Here is a 26,924-nt window from a genome sequence, read left to right as displayed (position 1 = left end):
TCCCCCCGGGGCCCATGGCCCGCCCGCACCTGTTCGCCGAAGAAACCATGTCCAACATCCAAGACATCGCCGCGCGCCGCGCCAACCTCACCCCCGAACAGCGCGAACGGCTGAAGCAGCGGCTGCGCGGCGGCGCCGACAGCGGCCGCGCCGAACAGCCGATTCCGCGGCATGCCTCGGAGGACGGCCTGGCGCCGTTGTCCGCGGCGCAGCAGCGCCAGTGGTTCCTCTGGAAGCTCGATCCCGCGCGCACCGCCTATCACCTGAGCGGAGGCCTGCGGCTCGCCGGTGCGCTCGACGCCGATGCGCTGCGCGCCGGCCTGCAGGCGCTGGTCGAGCGGCACGAATCGCTGCGCACCGTGTTCGTCGAGAGCGCGCGCGACGATGGCGAGGCGATGCAGCGCGTGCTGGCCTCGCTCGAGATCGATCTGCGTTGCGAGGACCTGCGCGGTCTCGACGACGCGGCGCGCGATGCCGCGGTGCACGAGCGGGCCGAGGCGATCCGCACCGAGCCCTTCGACCTGGTGCGCGGGCCGCTGCTGCGCACGCGGCTGCTGCGCACCGGCGATGCCGACCACCGGCTGCTGGTGGTGATGCACCACATCGTGTCCGACGGCTGGTCGGTCCAGCTGATCCTCGACGAACTCGCGCTCGAATACGCGGCGCGGGTGCGCGGCGAGCAGCCCGCGCATGCGCCGCTGCCGGTGCGCTATGGCGACTACGCCGCCTGGCAGAACCGCTGGCTCGACGAGGGCGGCGACGAGGGCGAAGGCGGCCGCCAGCTCGCCTGGTGGCGCGCGCGCCTGGGCACCGACCAGCCGGCGACCGCGCTGCGGACCGACCGGCCGCGCCGCGCCGACGGCCGCTACCGCGCCGCGCACCACACGGTCACGCTGCCGGCGGACGTGGTTCAGGCGCTGCGCCAGCGCGCGCAGGCGCAGGGCGCGACCGTGTTCATGGCGCTGCTGGCGGGCTTCAATGCCCTGCTGTATCGCCATTGCGCGCAGTCCGAACTGCGCGTGGGCGTGCCGATCGCCAACCGCCATCGCCCCGAGACCGCCGGCATCGTCGGCTTCTTCGTCAACACGCAGGTGCTGCCCGCGCGAGTCGATCCACGCATGTCCTTCGACGAACTGCTGGCGCAGACGCGCGACGCGGCGATCGGCGCGCAGGCGCACCAGGACCTGCCCTTCGAGCGGCTGGTCGGCGCCCTGCGGCCGGAGCGCAGCCTCAGCGTGAACCCGCTGTTCCAGGTGATGTTCAACCATGTGCGGCGCGACCACCGTTCGCTGGCCGACTGGCCGGGCATCGCCGTCGAGCGGCTGGACTTCGAGGAAGAGGATGCGCAGTTCGAGCTGACGCTGCAGACCCTCGAGTTCGAGGACGGCCGCATCGACGCCACGCTGCTGCATGCGGTGGAGCTGTTCGATGCCGCGTCGATCGCGCGCATGGCGACGCACTACGTCGCCTTGCTGCGCGCGCTCGCGCAGACGCCGCAGCTGGCGATCGGCGAGGTGCCGATGCTCGGCGAGCCGGAGCGCGCGCTGCTTGCCGCCTGGAGCGAGAACCCGAGCGCGCACGGTGATGGGCGAGCGGTGCACGCGCTGATCGAGGCGCACGCGCGGGCCGAGCCCGACGCGCCGGCGCTGGCCTTCGACGAGCAGGTGCTCGGCCGCGGGGAGCTCAACGCGCGCGCGAACCGGCTGGCGCACCGCCTGATCGCGCTGGGGGTGAAGCCCGAGACGCGCGTGGGCCTGCTGGCGCAGCGCTCGGTGGAGATGATGGTGGGCATCCTCGCGGTGCTCAAGGCCGGCGGCGCCTATGTGCCGCTGGATCCGGAGTACCCGGCGGAACGCCTGGGCTACATGATCGAGGACAGCGGCATCGCGCTGCTGCTGGTGCAGGGCGGCCTGCGCGCGCCGGCCTCGGTGGCCTCGATGGCTGGCGGCGCGCGGGTGCTGGACCTCGACACCGTGGATGTCTCGGGCGAGCGCGCGACCGACCCCGAGGTGGCGGTGCACGGCGAGCAGCTGGCGTACGTGATCTACACCTCGGGCTCGACGGGGCGGCCCAAGGGCGCGGCGGTGCGCCACGCGGCGCTGTCCAGCTGCATGGCGTGGATGCAGGCGAACTACGGGCTGACGGCGGCGGACACGGTGCTGCACAAGGCGCCGTTCGGCTTCGACGTGTCGGTGTGGGAGATGTTCTGGCCGCTGACTACCGGCGTGAAGCTGGTGATCGCGAACCCCGGGGACCACCGGGACCCGGAGCGGCTGGTGCGGCTGATCCAGCGCCACCAGGTGACGACGCTGAACTTCGTGCCCTCGATGCTGCAGGCCTTCCTCGGGCACGAGGGGATCGAGCGGAGCACGCGGCTGCGCTACATCATCTGCGGCGGGGAGGCGATGCCGGCGGCGACGCAGTCGGAGGCGCTGCGCAGGCTGAAGGGCGCGTCGCTGCAGAACCTGTACGGGCCGACGGAGACGACGATCCACGTGACGCAGTGGACGTGCCGCGACGATGGAAGCAGCCAGGTGCCGATAGGCCGTCCGATCAGCGAGACGAGCGCGTGGGTGCTGGATGGGCAGCTGGAGCCGGTGGCGCTGGGCGTGGCGGGGGAGCTGTACATCGGCGGAGGCCTGCTGGCGCGCGGCTACCTGGGGCGCCCCGGGCTGACGGCGGAGCGCTTCGTGGCGGCGGCCGATGGCCGGCGGCTGTACCGCACGGGGGACCTGGTGCGCTGGAACTCGGAAGGGCAGCTGGACTACCTGGGCCGCATCGACCACCAGGTGAAGGTGCGCGGGCTTCGCATCGAGCTCGGGGAGATCGAGGCGCAGCTGCTGGCGCAGGCGGAGGTGCGCGAGGCGGTGGTGGTGGCCAAGGAGGGCCCGGGCGGCGCGAGGCTGGTGGGCTATGTGTCGGCTCAGGCGGGACAGGAAGTGGACGTGGCGCGGTTGCGCGAGCGGCTGGGGGCGGTGCTGCCGGACTACATGGTGCCGGGGGCGCTGGTGGTGCTGGAGGGGTTGCCGCTGAACGCGAACGGGAAGGTGGACCGCAAGGCGCTGCCGGAGGCGGAGTTCGCGAGCGAGCGGGCGTACGAGGCGCCCGAGGGGGAGGTGGAGCAGGCGCTGGCGGATATCTGGGCGGAGGTGCTGGGCGTGCAGCGCGTGGGGCGCAACGACAACTTCTTCGAGCTCGGCGGCGATTCGATCCTGAGCCTCAAGGTCGTGGCCCGCGCCCATCGCGCCGGCCTGCGCGCGAGTCCACGCCAGATGCTCGCGCACCAGCTGCTGTCGGAGCTCGCGCATGCCGTCGGGGCTGCCGCGCAGCCATCGGCGCATGAGGCGCCGGCGATCACCGCGCTGCCCGCCGCGCGGCGTGGCGGCCGGCTCGCGCTGTCGCACGCACAGCTGCGCCAATGGTTCCTGTGGCAGATCGATCCGCGCGGCACCGCTTACCACATCAGCGGCGCGCTGCGGCTCGATGGCAGGCTGGATGCCGAGGCCGTGCGCGATGCGCTGCATGCGATCGTGCAGCGCCACGAATCGCTGCGCACCGTGTTCCGCGCCGACGCGCAGGGCCTGGCCGAGCAATGGATCCTCGATCCGGGCCCGCTCGATTTCGCGCTGGTCGACCTGCGCGACGTGGCCGGCCGCGAGGCGCGCGAGGCCCGCGCGAGACAGGAGGCGCGCGCGCTGAGCGACACGCCCTTCGACCTCGGCGAAGGCCCGCTGCTGCGCGTGCGCCTCGTGCGCATCGAGGCCGAGTCGCACCTGCTCGTGGTGGTGATGCACCACATCGTGTCGGACGGCTGGTCGATGCAGATCGTGGTCGACGAGTTCGTCGAGCGCTATCGCGCCCGCGTGCTCGACCAGCCGCTCGCGCTGCCGGCCCTGGCGCTGCAGTACGCCGACTATGCCGCCTGGCAGCGCGGCTGGCTCGAGGCCGGCGAGCGCGAGCGCCAGCTCGCCTACTGGACCGCGCAGCTCGGCGGCGCGCAGCCGGTGCTGCAGGTGCCCACCGACCGCGCGCGCCGCGCGGACGGCCGCTATGTCGCCGTGCGCCACGACTTCGCGCTGCCCGCGGAACTCGTGGCGGCGCTGCGGCGGCGCGCGCAGGGCGAGGGCGCCACGCTGTTCATGGCGCTGCTGGCGGGCTTCCAGGTGCTGCTGCACCGCATCACCGGCGAGCGCGACATCCGGCTCGGCGTGCCGGTCGCGAACCGGCACCGGCCCGAGATCGAGAGCGTGATCGGCTTCTTCGTCAACACGCAGGTGCAGCGCAATCCGATCGACGAGCGCGCGAGCCTGCTGCAGGCGCTGCGCCAGGCGCGCGACGCGGCGCTGGGCGCGCAGGCGCACCAGGACCTGCCGTTCGAGCAACTGGTGGAGGCGCTGCAGCCCGAGCGCAGCCTGGGCACCAGCCCGCTGTTCCAGGTGCTGTTCAACCACCAGCGCGCCGATTTCCGCGCGCTCCAGGGGCTGCCCGGCCTCGTGCTCGGCGACTACGAACTCGAGGCGCAGGCCGCGCAGTTCGAGCTGGCGCTGGACACCTCCGAGGACATGAACGGCCAGGTGCGCGCCAGCCTGCGCTATGCGTCGGAGCTGTTCGATGCCTCGACCATCGAGCGCATGGCGGGCCACTACCTCGCGGTGCTCGATGCGCTCGCGAATGCGCCGTCGCAGGCCGTCGGCGCCGTGGCGCTGATGGGCGAGGCCGAGCGCGCGCAGCTGTCCGCCTGGGGCGCGCCGCGCGGCCGTTTCGCGGGCGAGGCGACGCTGCACGAGCGCATCGCGCGCCAGGCGTCGGCGCGCCCCGACGCGCAGGCGGTGGTCTTCGGCGAGCACCACCTGAGCTACGGCGAACTCGATGCACGCGCGAACCGCCTGGCGCACCGGCTCATCGCACTGGGCGTGGGCCCGGAGAGCCGCGTGGGCCTGGCGGTGGAGCGCTCCATCGAGATGGTGGTGGGGATCCTCGGGATCCTGAAGGCCGGCGGCGCCTACGTGCCGCTGGACCCGGAGTACCCGGCGGACCGGCTGGGCTACATGGTGGCCGACAGCGGCGTGGCGCTGGTGCTCACGCAGAGCCACCTGAGCGTGCCGGGCTGCGAGGGATTGCGTGTGCTGGCGCTGGACACGCTGGATGTGTCGGACGAGCCCGATACCGACCCCGGGGTGGCGGTGCACGGCGAGCACCTGGCGTACGTGATCTACACCTCGGGCTCCACCGGGCGGCCCAAGGGAGCGCAGCTGTGCCACCGCAACGTCACGCGGCTGCTGGACGCGACACGGCAGTGGTTCGACTTCGGCGAGCGCGACACCTGGACGATGTTCCACTCGTACGCCTTCGACTTCTCGGTGTGGGAGATCTTCGGTGCGCTGTGCACGGGCGGGCGGCTGGTGGTGGTGCCGTTCTGGGTGAGCCGCTCGCCGGAGGACTTCCTGCGGCTGCTGTGTGAGCAGCGCGTGACGGTGCTGAACCAGACGCCCTCGGCCTTCGGGCAGCTGGTGCACGCGCCGGGGCTGGAGGCGGCGGCCGGTCGGCTGGCGCTGCGCCAGGTGATCTTCGGCGGCGAGGCGCTGGAGCCGCAGAGCCTGCGCCCGTGGATGGAGCGGCTGGGGGACGAGGCGCCGCGGCTGATCAACATGTACGGGATCACGGAGACGACGGTGCACGTGACGTACCGGCGCATCACGCGCGCGGACCTCGCGGGCCAGCGCAGCCCGGTGGGCACGGCGATCGCGGACCTGGGGCTGTGCGTGCTGGATGCGCAGCTGAACGCGGTGCCGGTGGGGGTGGCGGGGGAGCTGCATGTCTCGGGCGCGGGGCTGGCGCGCGGCTACCTGGGGCGCCCCGGGTTGACGGCGGAGCGCTTCGTGGCGGCGGCCGATGGCCGGCGGCTGTACCGCACGGGAGATTCTGGTGCGCTGGAACTCGGAAGGGCAGCTGGACTACCTGGGCCGCATCGACCACCAGGTGAAGGTGCGGGGGTTCCGCATCGAGCTCGGGGAGATCGAGGCGCAGCTGCTGGCGCAGGCGGAGGTGCGCGAGGCGGTGGTGGTGGCCAAGGAGGGCCCGGGCGGCGCGAGGCTGGTGGGGTACGTGAGCGCGCAGGCGGGGCAGGTGCCGGAGGTGGCGCGCATGCGCGAGCGGCTGGGGGCGGTGCTGCCGGACTACATGGTGCCGGGGGCGCTGGTGGTGCTGGAGGGGTTGCCGCTGAATGCGAACGGGAAGGTGGACCGCAAGGCACTGCCGGAGGCGGAGTTCGCGAGCGAGCGGGCGTACGAGGCGCCCGAGGGGGAGGTGGAGCAGGCGCTGGCGGGTATCTGGGCGGAGGTGCTGGGCGTGCAGCGCGTGGGGCGACACGACAACTTCTTCGAGCTCGGCGGCGATTCGATCCTGAGCCTCAAGGTCGTGGCGCAGGCCGGCAAGGCCGGGCTGCATCTCACGCCGCGCGACCTGTTCCAGCACCAGGCGCTGCGCGCGCTCGCGGCCCGCGCGGCCGAGGCCGGTCCCGCGGCAAGCGCGCCCGCGATGCGGATGCAGGCCCTGCCGCGCGCGACAGCCGATGGCGTCGCGGTGTTCCCGCTCTCGCACGCGCAGCAGCGGCTGTGGTTCCTGTGGCAGTTCGATCCCACGAGTTCCGCGCACCATGTGCCCGGGGCACTGCGGCTGCGCGGCCCGCTCGACACCGCGGCCGTGCGCGCGAGCTTCGAGGCGCTGGTCGCGCGCCATGAATCGCTGCGCACCGTGTTCCGCGGCAATGCGGCCGGACAGGGCGAACAGCACGTCCTGCCGCGCATGGCGCTGGCGCTGCCGACCTTCGACCTCGGCGCGACGGCGCCCGCGCGGCGCGAGCACGAGGCCGAGGCCATCGCGCGCCGCTTCGTGCAGACGCCCTTCGACCTGGCCGACGGACCGCTGCTGCGCGTGGGCCTGATCCGCATGAGCGCCGCCGGCGAGCCGCCGCAGCACGTGCTCATGCTGGTCATGCACCACATCGTGTCCGACGACTGGTCGATGAAGGTCATGATCGACGAGTTCGTCGCGCACTACCGCGCCCACGTGCTCGGCGAGGCACGCACGACGCGCGCGCTGCCGGTCCAGTACGCCGACTACGCGGCCTGGCAGCGAGGCTGGCTCGAGGCCGGCGAGCGCGATCGGCAGCTGGACTACTGGCAGGCCCGTCTCGGCGGCCGGCAGCCGGTGCTGCAGCTGCCCACCGACCATCCGCGCGCCGCCGTGCCCGACTACGGCACCGCCCGCCATGCAAGCGTGCTCGAGCCGCAGCTGGTCGAAGCGCTGCGCCGCCGCGCGCAGGCCCATGGCGGCACGCTGTTCATGGCGCTGCTCGCGGGCTTCCAGGTGCTGCTGCACCGCTACACCGCGGAGGAGGACATCCGCGTCGGCGTGCCGATCGCCAACCGCGACCATCCCGAGACCGAGGGCCTGGTCGGCTTCTTCGTCAACACCCAGGTGCTGCGCGGCGCGCTGCGCGCCGAGCTGCCGCTGCAGCAGGTGCTCGAGCAGGTCCGCGAGGCCTCGCTGCAGGCCCAGGCGCACCAGGACCTGCCCTTCGAGCAACTGGTGGAGGCGCTGCAGCCCGAGCGCAGCCTCGGCCACACGCCGCTGTTCCAGGTGCTGATGAACCACCTGCGCAGCAACACCGAGCCGCTGGCGCAACTGCCGGGGCTGGCGCTCGAGGATTTCCCTCTCGGCAGCCAGAAGGCGCAGTTCGAGCTGACGCTGCACACCATGGAGGACGCGCAGGGCCGCCTGAGCGTGGCCTTCGTCTATGCGCGCGAGCTGTTCGAGCCGCGCACCGTCGAGCGCATGGCCGGCCACTATGCCGCCGTGCTGCGCGCGCTGGCCGAGACGCCGGCCTGCCGCGTCGGCGAGGTCGAGCTGCTGGGCGCGCGCGAACGGCAGCAACTGGCTGCCTGGGGCGCCGACGCGCCCGTCGATGCCGAAGGCGAGGGCTTCGTCCACCGCCTGTTCGAGGCGCACGCGCGGGCGCGGCCCGATGCGCCGGCGGTCGTCGAGGGCGAGCGCGTGCTGAGCTACGGCGAACTCAACCGCCGCGCCAACCGTCTCGCGCACCGCCTCGCGGCGCTCGGCATCGGGCCCGAACGGCGCGTCGGCATCGCGATGGAGCGCAGCGCCGAGGCGGTGACCGCGCTGCTCGCGGTGCTCAAGGCCGGCGGTGCCTACGTGCCCATGGACCCCGACTATCCGGCGCAGCGCCTGGCCCACATGCTGCGCGACAGCGGCATCGCATTGCTGCTCACGCACGGCCGCTCGGCCCCGGCATTGCCGGCGGGCGAGGCGTGGCCGGTGCTCGCGCTCGACACGCTGGCGCTGGACGACGAACCCGCGCACGACCCGCGCCCGGCGCTGCACGCGGCGAACGCGGCCTACGTGATCTACACCTCGGGCTCCACGGGCCAGCCCAAGGGCGTGGCCGTGGCGCACGGCCCGATCGCCATGCACGTGCGCGCGGTCGCGCGGGCCAACGGCATGGATGCCGGCGACCGCGAGATGGCGCTGCTGTCGATCTCCTTCGACGCGGCGCAGGAGCGCTTCCTCGCCACCCTGAGCACCGGCGGCGCGATGGTGCTGTGCGACGCACGGCGCCAGACCGTGGCCGAGGTGCTGCGGGAGATGCGCGCGCAGCGCGTCAACTCGGTCGTGATGCCCACGCCCTACATGGGCGCCTTGGTGCGCAGCCTGGAGGATGCGGACGAGGTGCTGCCGCTGCGGCTGTGCATGGTCGGCGGCGAGGGCTGGCCGCGCGATACCGTGGAACGCGCCCGCGAGCGGGTGCGCGCGCAGATCCTGGTCAATGCCTACGGTCCGACCGAGGCCGTGGTGGGGCCCACCGCGTGGCGCGTGGGCGAGACCCGCAGCCACTACGCGCCGATCGGCCGGCCGGTCGGCAACCGTCTCGCGCTGGTGCTCGATCCCGCGCTGAACCCGGTGCCGCCCGGCGTGGCCGGCGAGCTCTACCTCGGCGGCCAGGGGCTGGCGCGCGGCTACCTGAACCGGGCCGGCCTGACGGCGGAGCGCTTCGTCGCCGCCGAGGGCGGCCGGCGCCTCTACCGCACCGGCGACATGGTGCGCTGGAACGCCGACGGCCAGCTCGAGTACCTCGGACGCGCCGACCACCAGGTCAAGGTACGGGGCTTTCGCATCGAGCCCGGCGAGATCGAGGCCCAGCTGCTCGCGCAGCCGGAGGTGCGCGAGGCCGTGGTGCTGGCCGTCGAAGGGCCCGGCGGCGCGCAGCTCGCGGGCTACCTCGGGGCGCGGGCGGGCCACGCGATCGACGTCGCGGCGCTGCGCGAGCGCCTGGGCGCGGTCCTGCCCGACCACATGGTTCCTGCGGTGCTGGTGGTGCTCGACGCGCTGCCGCTCAACGCCAACGGCAAGGTGGATCGCAAGGCGCTGCCCGCGCCGGCCTTCGCCGCCGAGCGCCCCCACGAAGCGCCCGAGGGCGAGGTCGAGACGCGACTGGCCGCGCTGTGGGCCGAGCTGCTGGGCGTGCCGCGTGTCGGGCGCCAGGACAACTTCTTCGAGCTCGGCGGCCACTCGCTGCTCGCGCTCGGCCTGCTCGAGAAGCTGCGCGCCCTCGGCTGGTCCGTGCAGGTGCGCACCCTGTTCGAGCAGCCGCGGCTGCAGGCCTTCGCGCAGGCGCTCGTGCAGTCGCAGGACACGGCGCCGGCCGAGGTCGTGGTGCCGCCCAACGGCATCCCGGCGGGCTGCGCCGCGATCGAGCCGGGGATGCTCACGCTGGTCGAGCTCGACGCGGCGCAGATCGCGCGCATCGAGGCCGCGGTGCCCGGTGGCGCCTCGAACATCCAGGACATCTATCCGCTCGCGCCGCTGCAGGAAGGCATCCTGTTCCATCACCTGCTGCAGGCCGAGGGCGATGCCTACGTCACGCCGCACCTGCTGGGCTTCGACAGCCGCGAGCGGCTGGAGCGCTTCGTCGCGAGCTTCGACCGGGTGATCGCGCGGCACGACATCCTGCGCACCGCGGTGCTGTGGGAAGGACTGCCCGAACCGGTGCAGGTGGTGCTGCGCGAGGCGGCGTTGAAGCTGCGCTGGCTCGAGGAACCCGGCGCGGACGAGGCCGGCATGGACGTGGCGCGCCGCCTCGAGGCGCGGGTCGATCCCGCGCGCCACCGCATCGACGTGCGCGAGGCGCCGATGATCCACGCCCTCGCGGCGCACGATGCCGCGCAGGGCCGCTGGCTGCTGCAACTGCCCGCCCATCACATGGTGGTGGACCACACCACGCTGGAGCTGCTGGTGCAGGAGATCGCGCTGATCGAGCAGGGCCGCGCGGCCGAACTGCCCGAGCCGGTGCCGTTCCGCCGCTACGTGGCGCAGGCGCGGCTGGGCGTGAGCCAGGCCGAGCACGAGGACTTCTTCCGCGAGATGCTGGGTGACGTGGACGAACCCACCGCGCCCTTCGGCCTGCTCGACGTGCAGGGCGACGGCACGCGCATCGTCGAGGCGCGCCAGGTGCTCGATGCCGCGCTGGCCCGCGCGATCCGCCGGCAGGCGCAGCGCCACGGCGTGAGCGCGGCGACGCTGTTCCACCTGGCGTGGGCGCTGGTGTTGGCCAAGGCCACGGGCAAGGACGACGTGGTGTTCGGCACGGTGCTGTTCGGCCGCATGGACGGCGGCGAGGGCGCCGGCCGCGCGCTGGGCCTGTTCATCAACACGCTGCCGGTGCGCATGCGGCTCGGCGCGCGCGACCTGCGCGCCTGCCTCGCGGGCATGCACGAAGCACTGACCCGCCTGCTGCAGCACGAGCACGCGCGGCTGTCGCTCGCGCAGCGCTGCAGCGGCCTGCAGGGCGGTGCGCCGTTGTTCTCGGCCATGCTGAACTACCGCTACGCCCCGCGGCGCGAGGCCGGGCCGGACGCCGCCGAGGGCATGGTGTGGGACGGCGTGCGCGTGCTCGCGAGCGAGGAGCGCACCAACTACCCCGTGACCCTGTCGGTGGACGACCTCGGCGAGGGCTTCGAACTCGCGGCGCAGATCCACGAGGATGTCGACGCGCGCCGTGTCTGCGGCTACGTGCTCGCGGCACTGGAGGGCGTGGTGCAGGCGCTGGCGGCCGACGAAGGCCGGCCGGCCGCGCTCGCCGCCGACCTGGTGCCGATGCCCGCCGCCGAGCGCGAGGCGCTGGAGGCCTGGGGCACGAATGCGCGGCGCCACGACGCGGTGCCGCCGGTGCACCGGCAGATCGAACTGCAGGCACGGCGCACGCCGCAGGCCGTCGCGCTGGTCTTCGGCGAGCAGTCGCTGAGCCATGCCGAGCTCGACGCGCGCGCCAACCGGCTCGCGCATCGCCTGGTGGCGCTGGGCGTGCGTCCCGACACCAAGGTGGGCATCGCGGTGGAGCGCTCCATCGACATGGTGGTGGGCGTGCTGGCGGTCCTGAAGGCCGGCGGCGCCTACGTGCCGCTCGACCCCGAGTACCCGGCCGACCGGCTGGCCTACATGGTCGAGGACAGCGGCATCGCGCTGCTGCTCACGCAGAGCCACCTGCGCGTGCCCGGCACCGGGGCGCTGCGGCTGCTGGCGCTCGACACGCTCGACCTCTCGGGCGAGCCCGCGCACGACCCGCGCGTGGCCGTGAGCGGCGAGCACCTGGCCTACGTGATCTACACCTCGGGCTCCACCGGCCGGCCCAAGGGCGTGATGGTGCGCCACCGGGCGCTCGGCCACTTCCTGCTCGGCATGAAGGAGGCGCCGGGTCTCTCGGCCAACGACGTGCTGGTCGCCGTGACCTCGCTGTCCTTCGACATCGCGGCGCTGGAGCTGTACCTGCCGCTGCTGTCGGGCGCCCGGCTGGTGCTGGCCTCCAGGGACGTGGTGCGCAGCGGCGGCGCGCTCGGCGAGCTGATGGAGCGCAGCGGCGCGACCATGCTGCAGTCCACGCCCGCGGGCTGGCGCCTGCTGCGCGCCGCCGGCTGGAAGGGCAGCGCGCTGCCGAACTTCAAGGGCCTGTGCGGCGGCGAGGCGCTGCAGCCGGACCTGGCCGACGACCTGCGCGCCTGCGGCGTCGAGCTGTGGAACATGTACGGCCCGACCGAGACCACCATCTGGTCGGCCGCGGTGCGGGTCGACGGACGGCCACGCATCGGCGGGCCGATCGCCGACACGCAGCTGCGCGTGCTCGATGCCTCGCTGAACCCCGCGCCCGCGGGCGTGCCGGGCGAGCTCTTCATCGGTGGCGTCGGCCTGGCGCGCGGTTACGACCGGCGCGCGGGCCTGACGTCCGAGCGCTTCGTGGCCGCGCACGACGGCCAGCGCCTCTACCGCACCGGCGACCTGGTGCGCTGGAACGCGCAGGGCCAGCTCGAGTACCTGGGCCGGCTCGACCACCAGGTCAAGGTGCGCGGCTATCGCATCGAGCTCGGCGAGATCGAGGCGCAGCTGCTCGCGCAGCCCGAGGTGCGCGAGGCGGTGGTGGTGGCGCGCGAGGACGCGGCCGGCGCGCGGCTGGTCGCCTACGTCGCACCGCACGCGGGCCGCGAGGCGGATGCAGCCGCGCTGCGCGAGCGCGTGGCCGCGGCGCTGCCCGACTACATGGTGCCGTCGGCGATCGTGGTGCTCGAGCGGCTGCCGCTCAACGGCAGCGGCAAGGTGGACCGCAAGGCGCTGCCCGAGGCCGAGTACGCGAGCGACAGGCCCTTCGAGCCGCCGCAGGGCGAGCTGGAGGAAGCGCTGGCCGCGATCTGGCGCGAGCTGCTCGGCGCCGCGCGCGTGGGCCGCCACGACAACTTCTTCGAACTCGGCGGCCATTCGCTGCTGGCCGTGCAGGTCGCCTCGCGCGTGCAGTCCGCGCTGCGCGCCGAGCTGCGCATCCAGGACATCTTCCCGAACCCGACCCTGGCCGGCATGGCCGCGCTGATCGCGCAGGCGGGCCGGGGCAAACCCACCGACGAGGCGCTGCTGGACATCGACTCGTTCATCGACAGCATGGAGACAGCTTGATGGAAACCACGGCGACTCGCCGCATCGCGGAGCGCTTTTCCCGCCTGAGCCCGGAACAACGCCGCGCCGTCTACGACAAGATCCGCGCCGAGGGCCTGAGCATCGGCCAGTTCCCGATCCTGGCGCGCGACGCGTCGGCGCGCGGGCGCTGCCATCTTTCCTACGCGCAGCTGCGCCAGTGGTTCCTCTGGCAGCTCGATCCGCGGAGCACGGCCTACCACATCAGCGGCGCGCTGCGCCTGAAGGGCGCGCTGGACGTGGAGGCCGTGCAGGCGAGCTTCGCGGCGATCGTGGCGCGCCACGAGGCGCTGCGCACCGTGTTCCGCGCCGATGCCGACGGGCTGGCCGAGCAGGTGATCCTCGAGGCGGGCGGCTTCGAGCTGCAGCGGGTGGACCTCGGCGAGGTCGAGCCGGCGCAGCGCGCGGCGCGGGCCGACGAGGCCGCGCGCCGCCTGGGCCGCACGCCCTTCGACCTCGCGCACGGACCGCTGCTGCGCGTGGGCCTGGTTCGCATGGCGGCGGACGAGCACCTGCTGGTGGTGGTGATGCACCACATCGTCTCCGATGGCTGGTCGATGCAGATCGTGGTCGACGAATTCGTGGCGCAGTACCGCGCGCGCGTGCTCGGCGAGACGGGCGCCGAAGACACGCTGCCGATCCAGTACGCGGACTACGCCGTGTGGCAGCGCAACTGGCTCGAGGCCGGCGAGAAGAACAGCCAGTTGGCCTATTGGACGCAGCAGCTCGGCGACGGGCAGCCGGTGCTGCAGCTGCCGGTGGACCGGCCGCGGCGCGCCGAGGGCGGCTACCGCGCGGCGCTCGCGCGGTTCGAGCTGCCGAGCGAGCTGGTGGCCGGGCTCCAGAAGCGCGCGCAGGCAGAGGGCGCGACGCTGTTCATGGCGCTGCTGGCGGGCTTCCAGGTGCTGCTGAGCCGCCACACCGGCGAGCGCGACATCCGCGTGGGCGTGCCGGTGGCCAATCGCCATCGCGTGGAGACCGAGGGCGTGATCGGCTTCTTCGTCAACACGCAGGTGCAGCGCAACCTGATCGACGAGCGCGCGAGCCTGCTGCAGGCGCTGCGCCAGGCGCGCGACGCGGCGCTGGGCGCGCAGGCGCACCAGGACCTGCCGTTCGAGCAACTGGTGGAGGCGCTGCAGCCCGAGCGCAGCCTGGGCACCAGCCCGCTGTTCCAGGTCATGTTCAACCACCAGCGCACCGACTTCGGTGCGCTGGAGAGCCTGCCGGGCCTGGCCCTGGCCGAGCACGAGCTCGGCGAGAAGGCCGCGCAGTTCGAACTCACGCTCGACACCTTCGAGAGCGCCGACGGCCGGGTGCGCGCGAGCCTGAACTATGCCGCCGAGCTGTTCGATGCCGCGACCATCGAGCGCATGGCGGGGCACTACCTGGCGCTGCTGCGGGCACTCGTGGACGCGCCGCAGCAGGCCGCCGGCGCGGTGGCGCTGCTCGGCGCCGGGGAGTACGCGCAGATTGCCGCGTGGAGCGAGAACCCGCGGCGCCATGAGGGCGCCGAGCCGGTGCACCGGCTGATCGCGCGCCAGGCGGCGGCACGCCCCGACGCACAGGCGGTGGTCTTCGGCGAGCACCACCTGAGCTACGGCGAACTCGATGCGCGCGCGAACCGCCTGGCGCACCGTCTCGTCGCAATGGGCGTGAGCCCGGAGAGCCGCGTGGGCCTGGCGGTGGAGCGCTCCATCGAGATGGTGGTGGGGATCCTCGGGATCCTGAAGGCCGGCGGCGCCTACGTGCCGCTGGACCCGGAGTACCCGGCGGACCGGCTGAGCTACATGGTGGCCGACAGCGGCGTGGCGCTGGTGCTCACGCAGAGCCACCTGAGCGTGCCGGGCTGCGAGGGATTGCGTGTGCTGGCGCTGGACACGCTGGATCTGTCGGACGAGCCCGATACCGACCCCGGGGTGGCGGTGCACGGCGAGCACCTGGCGTACGTGATCTACACCTCGGGCTCCACCGGGCGGCCCAAGGGAGCGGCCAACCGCCACCGGTCGCTGTTCAACCGGCTGGCCTGGATGCAGCAGGCCTACGCGCTGGAGGCCACGGACACGGTTCTGCAGAAGACGCCGTTCAGCTTCGACGTGTCGGTGTGGGAGTTCCTGTGGCCGCTGATGCAGGGCGCGCGCCTGGCGGTGGCGGCCCCGGGGGACCATCGCGACCCCGAGCGGCTGGTGCAGCTGATCCGGCGGCACGCGGTGAGCACGCTGCACTTCGTGCCCTCGATGCTGCAGGCCTTCCTCGCGCACCGCGGGGTGGAGGCGTGCACGAGCGTGCGGCGCATCGTGTGCAGCGGGGAGGCCTTGCCGGCGGAGGCGCAGAACGAGGTGCTGCGCCGGCTGCCCGCGGCGGCGCTGTACAACCTGTACGGGCCGACGGAGGCGGCGATCGACGTGACGCACTGGCGCTGCCGCGACGACGGCACGAACCAGGTGCCGATCGGGGTACCGATCAGCGAGACGAGCACGTGGGTGCTGGACGCGCAGCTGGAGCCGGTGCCCGTGGGGGTGGCCGGGGAGCTGTACCTGGGCGGTGTGAACCTCGCGCGCGGGTACCTGCACCGGGCGGGGTTGACGGCGGAGCGCTTCGTGGCGGCGGCCGACGGCCAGCGGCTGTACCGCACGGGGGACCTGGTGCGCTGGAATGCGCGAGGGCACCTGGACTACCTGGGTCGCATCGACCACCAGGTGAAGGTGCGCGGGCTTCGCATCGAGCTCGGGGAGATCGAGGCGCAGCTGCTGGCGCAGCCGGAGGTGCGCGAGGCGGTGGTGGTGGCGCTGGAGGGCCCTGGCGGCGCGAGGCTGGTGGGGTACGTGAGCGCGCATGCGGGGCAGGCGCTGGACGTGGCGCGCTTGCGCGAGCGGCTGGGCGCGGTGCTGCCGGAGTACATGGTGCCGGCGACGGTGGTGGTGCTGGAGGGGTTGCCGCTGAATGCGAGCGGGAAGGTGGACCGCAGGGCGCTGCCGGCGCCGGAGCTGGACCGTGCGCGGGCGTACGAGGCGCCCGAGGGGGAGGTGGAGCAGGCGCTGGCGGGTATCTGGGCGGAGGTGCTGGGCGTGCAGCGCGTGGGGCGCAACGACAACTTCTTCGAGCTCGGCGGGCACTCGCTGCTGGCGCTGCGCCTGCTCGAGCTGGTGCGGGCCAGGGGCTGGTCCGCGCAGGTGCGCACGCTGTTCCAGCAGCCGCGTCTCGAGGGCTTCGCGCGTGCGCTGCTGCAGGAGCAGGGCCGGCGCGAGGTGGTCGTGCCCGACAACCTGATCCCGGCGGGCTGCGAGGCGATCCGGCCCGAGATGCTCACGCTGGTCGCGCTCGACGCGGCGCAGATCGCGCGCATCGAGGTCGAGGTGCCCGGCGGCGCCTCGAACATCCAGGACATCTATCCGCTCGCGCCGCTGCAGGAGGGCATGCTGTTCCATCACCTGCTGCAGACGCAGGGCGATGCCTACGTCACGCCGCTGGGCCTGGGCTTCGACAGCCGCGAGCGGCTGGAGCGTTTCCTCGAAAGCCTCGACCGGGTGATCGCGCGGCACGACATCCTGCGCACCGCGGTGCTGTGGGAAGGACTGCCCGAGCCGGTGCAGGTGGTGCTGCGCAACGCGGGCGTGCGGCTGCGGTGGCTGCCCGCCGAAGAGGCTGGCGCGGAAGGGGACGTGGCCGCGCGGCTCGATGCCTTCGTCGATCCGTCGCGCTACCGCATCGACGTGCGCGAGGCGCCGATGATCCATGCCATCGCCGCGCACGATGCGGCGCGGGGGCGCTGGCTGCTCAAGGTGGCGACCCATCACCTCGTGCTCGACCATGCGACGCTGGACCTGCTGGTCGAGGAGATCGCGCTGGTGCAGCAGGGCCGCGAGCGCGAGCTGCCCGCGCAGGTGCCGTTCCGGCGCTTCGTGGCGCAGACGCGCCTGGGCGTGAGCCGCGCCGAGCACGAGGCCTATTTCTCGCGCGTGCTCGGCGATGTGGACGAGCCCACGGCACCCTTCGGCCTGCTCGACGTGCAGGGCGACGGCTCGCGCATCGTCGAGCAGCGCGAGCCGCTGGACGCGCAGCTCAGCGCGCGGATCCGGCATCAGGCGCAGCGCCACGGCGTGACCGCGGCGACGCTGTTCCACCTGGCGTGGGCGCTGGTGCTGGCCAAGGTCACGGGCAAGGACGACGTGGTGTTCGGCACGGTGCTGTTCGGCCGCATGGACGGCGGCGAAGGCGGCGAGCGCGCGCTGGGCCTGTTCATCAACACGCTGCCGCTGCGCGTGCGCATCGGCACGGCCGATGTGGCGCACGGCGTGCGCGAGACCCACGCCGCGCTGGCCGGGTTGCTGCACCACGAGCATGCGAGCCTCGCGCTGGCGCAGCGCTGCAGCGCGCTGCCCGGCGGCACGCCGCTGTTCTCGGCACTGCTCAACTACCGCTACAGCCCGCAGGCGGCGCCGTCCGAGGGGGCCGCGTGGAACGGCATGGAAGTGCTGGGCGGCAGGGAGCGCACCAACTATCCGTTCGGCATGTCGGTGGACGACCTGGGCGAGGGCTTCGAGCTGGTGGCGCAGGTGCACGAGCGCGTGGGCGCCGCGCGCGTCAACGGCTACCTGGCGGCCGCGATCCGCGGCCTGGCGGATGCGCTCGCGGACGAGCCGGGCCGGCTGGTCTCGCAGATCGCCGTCGTGCCCGAGGACGAGCGGCTGCGCATCGCCGCCTGGAGCGAGAACCCGAGCGCGCACGGTGATGGGCGAGCGGTGCACGCGCTGATCGAGGCGCACGCGCGGGCCGAGCCCGACGCGCCGGCGCTGGCCTTCGACGAGCAGGTGCTCGGCCGCGGGGAGCTCAACGCGCGCGCGAACCGGCTGGCGCACCGCCTGATCGCGCTGGGGGTGAAGCCCGAGACGCGCGTGGGCCTGCTGGCGCAGCGCTCGGTGGAGATGATGGTGGGCATCCTCGCGGTGCTCAAGGCCGGCGGCGCCTATGTGCCGCTGGATCCGGAGTACCCGGCGGAACGCCTGGGCTACATGATCGAGGACAGCGGCATCGCGCTGCTGCTGGTGCAGGGCGGCCTGCGCGCGCCGGCCTCGGTGGCCTCGATGGCTGGCGGCGCGCGGGTGCTGGACCTCGACACCGTGGATGTCTCGGGCGAGCGCGCGACCGACCCCGAGGTGGCGGTGCACGGCGAGCAGCTGGCGTACGTGATCTACACCTCGGGCTCGACGGGGCGGCCCAAGGGCGCGGCGGTGCGCCACGCGGCGCTGTCCAGCTGCATGGCGTGGATGCAGGCGAACTACGGGCTGACGGCGGCGGACACGGTGCTGCACAAGGCGCCGTTCGGCTTCGACGTGTCGGTGTGGGAGATGTTCTGGCCGCTGACTACCGGCGTGAAGCTGGTGATCGCGAACCCCGGGGACCACCGGGACCCGGAGCGGCTGGTGCGGCTGATCCAGCGCCACCAGGTGACGACGCTGAACTTCGTGCCCTCGATGCTGCAGGCCTTCCTCGGGCACGAGGGGATCGAGCGGAGCACGCGGCTGCGCTACATCATCTGCGGCGGGGAGGCGATGCCGGCGGCGACGCAGTCGGAGGCGCTGCGCAGGCTGAAGGGCGCGTCGCTGCAGAACCTGTACGGGCCGACGGAGACGACGATCCACGTGACGCAGTGGACGTGCCGCGACGATGGAAGCAGCCAGGTGCCGATAGGCCGTCCGATCAGCGAGACGAGCGCGTGGGTGCTGGATGGGCAGCTGGAGCCGGTGGCGCTGGGCGTGGCGGGGGAGCTGTACATCGGCGGAGGCCTGCTGGCGCGCGGCTACCTGGGGCGCCCCGGGCTGACGGCGGAGCGCTTCGTGGCGGCGGCCGATGGCCGGCGGCTGTACCGCACGGGGGACCTGGTGCGCTGGAACTCGGAAGGGCAGCTGGACTACCTGGGCCGCATCGACCACCAGGTGAAGGTGCGCGGGCTTCGCATCGAGCTCGGGGAGATCGAGGCGCAGCTGCTGGCGCAGGCGGAGGTGCGCGAGGCGGTGGTGGTGGCCAAGGAGGGCCCGGGCGGCGCGAGGCTGGTGGGCTATGTGTCGGCTCAGGCGGGACAGGAAGTGGACGTGGCGCGGTTGCGCGAGCGGCTGGGGGCGGTGCTGCCGGACTACATGGTGCCGGGGGCGCTGGTGGTGCTGGAGGGGTTGCCGCTGAATGCGAACGGGAAGGTGGACCGCAAGGCGCTGCCGGAGGCGGAGTTCGCGAGCGAGCGGGCGTACGAGGCGCCCGAGGGGGAGGTGGAGCAGGCGCTGGCGGATATCTGGGCGGAGGTGCTGGGCGTGCAGCGCGTGGGGCGCAACGACAACTTCTTCGAGCTCGGCGGGCACTCGCTGCTCGCGCTGCGCCTGCTCGAGCTGGTGCGCGCGCGCGGCCTCAAGGCGCAGGTGCGCACGCTGTTCCAGCAGCCGCAGCTCGAGGGCTTCGCGCGTGCGCTGCTGCAGGAGCAGGGCCGGCGCGAGGTGGTCGTGCCCGACAACCTGATCCCGGCGGGCTGCGAGGCGATCGAGCCCGAGATGCTCACGCTGGTCGCGCTCGACGCGGCGCAGATCGCGCGCATCGAGGCCGCGGTGCCCGGTGGCGCGGCGAACATCCAGGACATCTATCCGCTCGCGCCGCTGCAGGAGGGCATGCTGTTCCATCACCTGCTGCAGGCCGAGGGCGATGCCTACATCACCTCGCATGCGATGGGCTTCGACAGCCGCGAGCGGCTGGAGCGCTTCGTCGCGAGCTTCGACCGGGTGATCGCGCGGCACGACATCCTGCGCACCGCGGTGCTGTGGGAAGGACTGCCCGAGCCGGTGCAGGTGGTACAGCGCCACGCCGCCCTGGCGCTGGAATGGCTGGACGATGCGGCGCCCGACGCGGCCGCGCGGCTGCAGGCGCACGTGGATCCGTCGCGCTATCGCATCGACATCCGCCGCGCACCGCTGATCCGCGCGGTCGCGGCGCACGACGCGCAAAGCGGCCGCTGGCTGCTGCAACTGCCCAGCCATCACATGGTGCTGGACCACACCACGCTGGAACTGCTGGTCGAGGAGATCACGCTGATCCAGCAAGGCCGCGAGGCCGAATTGCCGCGGCCGGTGCCATTCCGCGGCTACGTGGCGCAGGCGCGGCTGGGCGTGAGCCGCGCCGAGCACGAGGCCTTCTTCGGCGCGATGCTGGGCGACGTGGACGAGCCCACGGCACCCTTCGGGCTGCTCGACGTGCAGGGCGACGGCACGCGCGTGCGCGAAGCGAGGGCGAGGCTGGATGCGGGCCTCTCTCGCCGGCTGCGCGCCGAGGCACAGCGCCACGGCGTGAGCGCGGCGACGCTGTTCCACCTGGCGTGGGCGCTGGTGCTGGCCAAGGCCACGGGCAAGGACGACGTGGTGTTCGGCACGGTGCTGTTCGGCCGCATGCAGGGCGGCGAAGGCGCGCAGCGGGCACTGGGCCTGTTCATCAACACCTTGCCGCTGCGGCTGAAGCTGGGTGCGCGCGGGGTGCGCGAGAGCGTGCGTGGCGCGCACGAGGCGCTGAGCGCGCTGCTGCACCACGAGCATGCGAACCTCTCGCTGGCGCAGCGCTGCAGCGCGCTGCCTGGCGGCACGCCGCTGTTCTCGGCGCTGCTCAACTACCGCTACAGCCCCGAGGCACCGGCCACGCCGGACCCGGCGCGCGCCTCGGCCTGGGAGGGCATGGCGTCGCTGGGCGGCGAGGAGCGCACCAACTATCCCTTCGTGATGTCGGTCGACGACCTCGGCGAGGGCTTCGAACTCGTGGCGCAGATCCACGAGGCGATCGACGCGCGGCGCGTGTGCGACTGCATGCGCGCGGCGGTCGACGGCATCGTCGATGCGCTCGACCGCGCGCCCGCGCGGCCGATCTGCGAGCTCCCGCTGCTGTCGAGCGAAGAGGCGGCGCAGCTGTCCGCCTGGGGCGCGCCGCGTGGCCGTTTCGCGGACGAGGCGACGCTGCACGAGCGCATCGCGCGCCAGGCGCGGGCGCGCCCCGACGCGCAGGCGGTGGTCTTCGGCGAGCACCACCTGAGCTACGGCGAACTCGATGCGCGCGCGAACCGCCTGGCGCACCGTCTCATCGCAATGGGCGTGGGCCCGGAGAGCCGCGTGGGCCTGGCGGTGGAGCGTTCCATCGAGATGGTGGTGGGGATTCTCGGGATCCTGAAGGCCGGCGGCGCCTACGTGCCGCTGGACCCGGAGTACCCGGCGGACCGGCTGAGCTACATGGTGGCCGACAGCGGCGTGGCGCTGGTGCTCACGCAGAGCCACCTGAGCGTGCCGGGCTGCGAGGGATTGCGTGTGCTGGCGCTGGACACGCTGGATGTGTCGGACGAGCCCGATACCGACCCCGGGGTGGCGGTGCACGGCGAGCACCTGGCGTACGTGATCTACACCTCGGGCTCCACCGGGCGGCCCAAGGGAGCGCAGCTGTGCCACCGCAACGTCACGCGGCTGCTGGACGCGACGCGGCAGTGGTTCGACTTCGGCGAGCGCGACACCTGGACGATGTTCCACTCGTACGCCTTCGACTTCTCGGTGTGGGAGATCTTCGGTGCGCTGTGCACGGGCGGGCGGCTGGTGGTGGTGCCGTTCTGGGTGAGCCGCTCGCCGGAGGACTTCCTGCGGCTGCTGTGCGAGCAGCGCGTGACGGTGCTGAACCAGACGCCCTCGGCCTTCGGGCAACTGGTGCACGCGCCGGGGCTGGAGGCGGCGGCCGGTCGGCTGGCGCTGCGCCAGGTGATCTTCGGCGGCGAGGCGCTGGAGCCGCAGAGCCTGCGCCCGTGGATGGAGCGGCTGGGGGACGAGGCGCCGCAACTGATCAACATGTACGGGATCACGGAGACGACGGTGCACGTGACGTACCGGCGCATCACGCGCGCGGACCTCGCGGGCCAGCGCAGCCCGGTGGGCACGGCGATCGCGGACCTGGGGCTGTGCGTGCTGGATGCGCAGCTGAACGCGGTGCCGGTGGGGGTGGCGGGGGAGCTGCATGTCTCGGGCGCGGGGCTGGCGCGCGGCTACCTGGGGCGCCCCGGGCTGACGGCGGAGCGCTTCGTGGCGGCGGCCGATGGCCGGCGGCTGTACCGCACGGGAGACCTGGTGCGCTGGAACTCGGAAGGGCAGCTGGACTACCTGGGCCGCATCGACCACCAGGTGAAGGTGCGAGGGTTCCGCATCGAGCTCGGGGAGATCGAGGCGCAGCTGCTGGCGCAGGCGGAGGTGCGCGAGGCGGTGGTGGTGGCCAAGGAGGGCGCGGGCGGCGCGAGGCTGGTGGGCTATGTGAGCGCGCAGGCGGGGCAGGTGCTGGACGTGGCGCGCATGCGCGAGCGGCTGGGGGCGGTGCTGCCGGACTACATGGTGCCGGGGGCGCTGGTGGTGCTGGAGGGGTTGCCGCTGAACGCGAACGGGAAGGTGGACCGCAAGGCGCTGCCGGAGGCGGAGTTCGCGAGCGAGCGGGCGTACGAGGCGCCCGAGGGGGAGGTGGAGCAGGCGCTGGCGGATATCTGGGCGGAGGTGCTGGGCGTGCAGCGCGTGGGGCGCCACGACAACTTCTTCGAGCTCGGCGGGCACTCGCTGCTCGCGCTGCGCCTGCTCGAGCTGGTGCGCGCGCGCGGCCTCAAGGCGCAGGTGCGCACGCTGTTCCAGCAGCCGCAGCTCGAGGGCTTCGCGCGTGCGCTGCTGCAGGAGCAGGGCCGGCGCGAGGTGGTCGTGCCCGACAACCTGATCCCGGCGGGCTGCGAGGCGATCCGGCCCGAGATGCTCACGCTGGTCGCGCTCGACGCGGCGCAGATCGCGCGCATCGAGGCCGCGGTGCCCGGTGGCGCCGCGAACATCCAGGACATCTATCCGCTCGCGCCGCTCCAGGAGGGGATGCTGTTCCATCACCTGCTGCAGACACAGGGCGACGCCTACATCACGCCGCAGCGCCTGAGCTTCGACAGCCGCGAGCGTCTCGAGCGCTTCGTCGCGAGCTTCGACCAGGTGATCGCGCGGCACGACATCCTGCGCACCGCGGTGCTGTGGGAAGGACTGCCCGAGCCGGTGCAGGTCGTCCACCGGCAGGCCCGCCTGCCCGTGCAATGGCTGGAGCGCGGCGCGGCCGGCGGCGATGCCGGCGACATCGACGCCGAACTCGATGCCCGGGTGGATCCCGCGCGGCATCGCATCGACGTGCGCGAGGCGCCGATGATCCGCGCCCTCGCGGCGCACGACGCGGCGCGCGGGCGCTGGCTGCTGCACCTGTCGAACCATCACATGGTGCTGGACCACACCACGCTGGAACTGCTGGTCGAGGAGATCGCGCTGGTGCAGCAGGGCCGCGCGGCCGAGCTGCCCGCGCCGGTGCCGTTCCGGCGCTACGTGGCGCAGGCGCGGCTGGGCGTGAGCCAGGCCGAGCACGAGGCCTTCTTCCGCGAGATGCTGGGCGACGTGGACGAGCCCACGGCGCCCTTCGGCCTGCTCGACGTGCAGGGCGACGGCACGCGCATCGTCGAGGCGCGCCAGGCGCTGGAGCCGGCGCTGGCCGCGCAGCTGCGCGCCGAGGCGCAGCGCCATGGCGTGAGCGCGGCGACGCTGTTCCACCTGGCGTGGGCGCTGGTGCTGGCCAAGGCCACGGGCAAGGACGACGTGGTGTTCGGCACGGTGCTGTTCGGCCGCATGCAGGGCGGCGAAGGCGCCGAGCGCGCGCTGGGCCTGTTCATCAACACGCTGCCGCTGCGGCTGAAGCTGGGCGCGCGCGGGGTGCGCGAGAGCGTGCGCGGCGCGCACGAGGCGCTGAGCGCGCTGCTGCACCACGAGCATGCGAACCTCTCGCTGGCGCAGCGCTGCAGCGCGCTGCCCGGCGGCACGCCGCTGTTCTCGGCGCTGCTCAACTACCGCTACACGCGGCCGCCGGAGGCAGTGCCCGGCGCGGCGCCGGCCGGCTCGGCCTGGGAAGGCCTGCAGGTGCTCGGCGGCGAGGAGCGCACCAACTATCCGGTGACGCTGTCGGTCGACGACCAGGGCGAGGGCTTCGAACTGGTGGCGCAGATTCACGACACCGTCAGCGCGCGCCGCGTCTGCGACTACATGCATGCGGCCTTGCGCGGCATCGCGCGGGCGCTGGCGCAGGATGGAACGCCCGAGCCGCTCGTGGGCGAGCTCGCGCCGATGCCAGAGGAGGAGCGCCGCGAACTCGCCGCGTGGAGCGAGAACCCGCGGCGCCATGAGGGCGCCGAGCCGGTGCACCGGCTGATTGCGCGCCAGGCGGCGGCACGCCCCGACGCGCAGGCGGTGGTCTTCGGCGAGCTGCAACTGAGCTACGGCGAGCTGAACGCACGCGCGAACCGCTTGGCGCACCGTCTCATCGCAATGGGCGTGGGCCCGGAGAGCCGCGTGGGCCTGGCGGTGGAGCGCTCCATCGAGATGGTGGTGGGGATTCTCGGGATCCTGAAGGCCGGCGGCGCCTACGTGCCGCTGGACCCGGAGTACCCGGCGGACCGGCTGAGCTACATGGTGGCCGACAGCGGCGTGGCGCTGGTGCTCACGCAGAGCCACCTGAGCGTGCCGGGCTGCGAGGGATTGCGTGTGCTGGCGCTGGACACGCTGGATGTGTCGGACGAGCCCGATACCGACCCCGGGGTGGCGGTGCACGGCGAGCACCTGGCGTACGTGATCTACACCTCGGGCTCCACCGGGCGGCCCAAGGGCGCGGCCAACCGCCACCGGTCGCTGTTCAACCGGCTGGCCTGGATGCAGCAGGCCTACGCGCTGGAGGCGACGGACACGGTGCTGCAGAAGACGCCGTTCAGCTTCGACGTGTCGGTGTGGGAGTTCCTGTGGCCGCTGATGCAGGGCGCGCGCCTGGCGGTGGCGGCCCCGGGGGATCATCGCGACCCCGAGCGGCTGGTGCAGCTGATCCGGCGGCACGCGGTGAGCACGCTGCACTTCGTGCCCTCGATGCTGCAGGCCTTCCTCGCGCACCGCGGGGTGGAGGCGTGCACGAGCGTGCGGCGCATCGTGTGCAGCGGGGAGGCCTTGCCGGCGGAGGCGCAGAACGAGGTGCTGCGCCGGCTGCCCGCGGCGGCGCTGTACAACCTGTACGGGCCGACGGAGGCGGCGATCGACGTGACGCACTGGCGCTGCCGCGACGACGGCACGAACCAGGTGCCGATCGGGGTACCGATCAGCGAGACGAGCACGTGGGTGCTGGACGCGCAGCTGGAGCCGGTGCCCGTGGGGGTGGCCGGGGAGCTGTACCTGGGCGGTGTGAACCTCGCGCGCGGGTACCTGCACCGGGCGGGGTTGACGGCGGAGCGCTTCGTGGCGGCGGCCGACGGCCAGCGGCTGTACCGCACGGGGGACCTGGTGCGCTGGAATGCGCGAGGGCACCTGGACTACCTGGGTCGCATCGACCACCAGGTGAAGGTGCGCGGGCTTCGCATCGAGCTCGGGGAGATCGAGGCGCAGCTGCTGGCGCAGGCGGAGGTGCGCGAGGCGGTGGTGGTGGCGCTGGAGGGCGCGGGCGGCGCGAGGCTGGTGGGGTACGTGAGCGCGCATGCGGGGCAGGCGCTGGATGTGGCGCGCTTGCGCGAGCGGCTGGGCGCGGTGCTGCCGGAGTACATGGTGCCGGCGACGGTGGTGCTGCTGGAGGGGTTGCCGCTGAATGCGAGCGGGAAGGTGGACCGCAGGGCGCTGCCGGCGCCTGAGCTGGACAGTGCGCGGGCGTACGAGGCGCCCGAGGGGGAGGTGGAGCAGGCGCTGGCGGGTATCTGGGCGGAGGTGCTGGGCGTGCAGCGCGTGGGGCGCGACGACAACTTCTTCGAGCTCGGCGGGCACTCGCTGCTCGCGCTGCGCCTGCTCGAGCAACTGCGTCGCCGCCTGCCGGACCTGGGCCTCGATCTCCAGCGGCTGATGGCGCGGCCGACCATCCGCGGCCTCGTGGAAGCGAGTGCGACGAGCGCTTCGGCGCTCACGCCGCTGAACAAGGCGGTGGAGGCGGTGCCGCCGCTGTTCTGTATCCATCCGGGCTTCGGCACCGTGCTCGGCTACCTGCCGATCGCGCGCCGGCTCGACGGCGTGCGCCCGGTCCTCGGCCTGGCCTGCCGGACGCTGGCCGATCCCGCGCATCGAGACGAGTCGCTGGACCGCATGGCGGACGATTACGTCGCGATGGTCCGCGAGCGCCAGCCCGTCGGTCCCTATCACCTGCTGGGCTGGTCGCTCGGCGGCACGCTGGCCGCGCGCATGGCGGCGAGGCTCGAGGCCCTGGGGCAGGAGGTGCGTTTCCTCGGACTGGTCGATTCCTATGTCTCGCTCGATGGCGAGCACGAGGCGCCCAAGCCCTGGCGCGGCGAATTCCCGGTCTTCCTCGAATCGATCGGCGTGCGGCTCGACGCGGGCTGCGTGCTGCCCGAGGGCATCGCCGACCCGATGCAGGCCGAGGAGGCGTTGCGCGACTGGATGCAGGCGCAGATGACGCAGGGCCGCGCGACAGGCCTCGGTGCGCATGAAGGCGTCACCGCCGCCGAACTGGTGCGCCTGTACGTCACCAGCCGCGCTCTCGCCGAGACGGCACGGCGCTCGCGCGGACCGGTGGATGCGGTAGCCGCCGCCGCACACTGCTGGTGGGTGAAGGACCGGCCCCAGGCGCAGGTGCAGGGGCTGGGCCGGCAGCTCGGCGCGTCGGTCGCGCACGGCTATGTCGATGCCGACCACATCCGGATCGTGGAGAGCGAACCGCTGCTGCAGGCGCTGTCGAGGTTGCTCGCGCGGGAAGCGAGCGCCTGAAGCCGGGGCGCGGCGGGCGCGTCCGCCTGCCGCGTCCCCACCCGACCAGGTTGCCGCGAGCGGCGACCTTCCCCAAAAGGAAGAGCGGGGCCTTCGTTGCCG

Annotated in this window: 1 protein-coding gene and 1 pseudogene; both read left to right on the top strand. The window is 73.3% G+C overall.

Annotated features, from left to right (window positions below; translation table 11 throughout):
• The first annotated feature begins 47 nt into the window (after positions 1 to 47).
• Positions 48 to 13,014 (top strand): annotated as a pseudogene (locus AC1HIL_RS27165) (non-ribosomal peptide synthase/polyketide synthase).
• Positions 13,014 to 26,822, top strand: coding sequence for an amino acid adenylation domain-containing protein (locus AC1HIL_RS27160; RefSeq protein ID WP_479670474.1), 13,809 nt, complete (start codon positions 13,014 to 13,016; stop codon positions 26,820 to 26,822). Before AC1HIL_RS27165 ends, AC1HIL_RS27160 begins: the two are co-directional and overlap by 1 nt.
• Positions 26,823 to 26,924: the final 102 nt, after the last annotated feature.

This window comes from Variovorax sp. ISS6 (genome assembly GCF_056523145.1).
This window is presented reverse-complemented; position numbering and strand designations above follow the sequence as displayed.